The sequence below is a fragment of the Pararoseomonas baculiformis genome, assembly GCF_017813395.1.
Taxonomy (GTDB): domain Bacteria; phylum Pseudomonadota; class Alphaproteobacteria; order Acetobacterales; family Acetobacteraceae; genus Roseomonas; species Roseomonas baculiformis.
In genome coordinates, this window is the sequence record NZ_JAGIZB010000089.1 from 1 (window position 1) to 2,077 (window position 2,077).

3 protein-coding genes are annotated in these 2,077 nt (G+C 67.4%); all 3 read left to right on the forward strand.

What is annotated here, in order from left to right; all coding sequences use genetic code 11:
• The coding region (locus J8J14_RS24640; protein ID WP_209382184.1) for an urease subunit gamma at nucleotides 1-270 on the forward strand (270 nt) is incomplete at its 5' end.
• Between the two features lie 10 nt (nucleotides 271-280).
• Nucleotides 281-586 carry an urease subunit beta gene (locus J8J14_RS24645; RefSeq protein ID WP_209382185.1) on the forward strand — a complete coding sequence of 102 codons (306 nt, stop codon included), beginning with the start codon at nucleotides 281-283 and terminating at the stop codon, nucleotides 584-586.
• 3 nt (nucleotides 587-589) lie between these two features.
• Nucleotides 590-2,077 (forward strand): urease subunit alpha (ureC, locus tag J8J14_RS24650; protein ID WP_209382186.1); only part of this gene is annotated, 1,488 nt, incomplete at its 3' end.

Sequence of the window (2,077 nt, forward strand, 5' to 3'; positions counted from 1 at the left end):
CTGATCGCCATGGCCGCCCAGGTAGCAAGGCGGCGCCTGGAACGGGGCGTGAAACTGAACCATCCGGAGGCCGTGGCGCTGGTAAGCGATTTCGTGGTGGAGGGTGCGCGGGACGGCCGCAGCGTGGCGGAGCTGATGCGGGACGGCGCCACGGTCCTCACCCGAGAGCAGGTGATGGAAGGCGTGGCCGAGATGATCCACGAGATCCAGGTGGAAGCCACCTTTCCCGACGGGACGAAGCTCGTCACCGTCCATCAGCCAATCCGCTGAGGAGGCGCGCATGATCCCCGGAGAGATCTTCCCGGCGTCGGGCGAGATCGAGCTGAATGCCGGCCGCCCCGTGACGGAGTTGGAGGTGGCCAATACCGGCGACCGCCCGGTGCAGGTGGGCAGCCACTACCATTTCGCTGAAACGAACCCCGAGCTTGCCTTCGATCGGGAAAAGGCGCGCGGCATGCGGCTGGACATCGCGGCCGGCACTGCGGTGCGCTTCGAGCCGGGGCAGACCCGCGCAGTACGGCTGATCCCGCTGGCGGGGGCACGGATCGTGCACGGCTTCCGTGGCGACGTGGAAGGAAGCCTCTAGACCATGCCCGCCCGGATCTCCCGCTCCGCCTATGCCGGCATGTACGGCCCCACCACAGGCGATCGCGTCCGCCTGGCGGATACGGACATCATCATCGAGGTGGAGCGCGACCTCACCACCTACGGCGAGGAGGTGAAGTTCGGCGGTGGCAAGGTGATCCGCGACGGCATGGGGCAGTCCCAGATCGGGCGCGACGGCGGCGCGATGGACACCGTCATCACCAATGCGCTGATCCTGGACCACACCGGCATCTACAAGGCGGATGTCGGCCTGCGCGACGGGCGCATCGCCGCCATCGGCAAGGCGGGCAATCCCGACACCCAGCCGGGGGTGGACATCATCATCGGGCCGGGGACGGAGATCATCGCCTGCGAGGGGCGCATCCTCACATCCGGCGGCATTGACGTGCACATCCACTTCATCTGCCCGCAGCAGATCGAGGAGGCACTGGCCTCAGGCGTCACCACCATGTTCGGCGGTGGCACCGGCCCCGCCCATGGCACCCTGGCCACCACCGCGACGCCCGGCGCCTTTCATCTCGCCCGCATGCTGCAGGCGGCTGAGGGGTTCCCGATGAACCTCGGTTTCCTCGGCAAGGGCAACGCGGCCCTGCCGAGGGGACTGGAGGAGCAGATCCTGGCCGGCGCCGCCGGGATGAAGCTGCACGAGGACTGGGGCACCACGCCCAAGGCCATCGACACCTGCCTGGCAGTGGCCGATGCGCTGGATGTGCAGGTGGCCATTCACACGGACACGCTGAACGAGAGCGGCTTCGTCGAGAGCACGATCAAGGCGATCGGCGGCCGCACCATCCAGGCCTTTCACACGGAAGGCGCAGGCGGCGGCCATGCGCCGGACATTCTGAGGCTGGTGGGGGAAGCCAATGTGCTGCCCAGCTCCACCAATCCGACCATGCCCTATACGGTCAACACGCTGGACGAGCATCTCGACATGCTCATGGTGTGCCATCACCTCGACCCCCGCATCCCGGAGGACGTGGCTTTCGCCGAGAGCCGCATCCGTCGCGAAACCATCGCGGCGGAGGACATCCTGCATGACCTTGGTGCCATCTCCATGATGTCATCCGACAGCCAGGCCATGGGCCGGGTGGGCGAGGTGATCATCCGTACCTGGCAGACCGCGCATAAGATGAAGCAGCAGCGCGGCCGGCTTGCCGGCGAGGCCGGGGAGAACGACAACCTGCGCGCGCGCCGCTACATCGCGAAATACACGATCAACCCCGCCATTTCCCAGGGAATCGCCGAGCATGTCGGCAGCGTGGAAGTGGGCAAGCTGGCCGACCTCGTGATGTGGAACCCCGCCTTCTTCGGCGTGAAGCCGGAGATGGTGCTGAAATGCGGCACCATCGCCATGGCCCCCATGGGGGACCCCAATGCCTCCATCCCCACGCCGCAGCCCGTGCATTACCGCCCGATGTTCGGCGGCTTCGGCCGCGCCCTGCCGGCGGTGGGCGTCACCTTCACCTCCCAG

Excerpts from the sequence above, each read along its gene's own strand:
- J8J14_RS24645 (WP_209382185.1), top strand. The coding sequence starts at position 281 with ATGATCCCCGGAGAGATCTTCCCGGCGTCGGGCGAGATCGAGCTGAAT.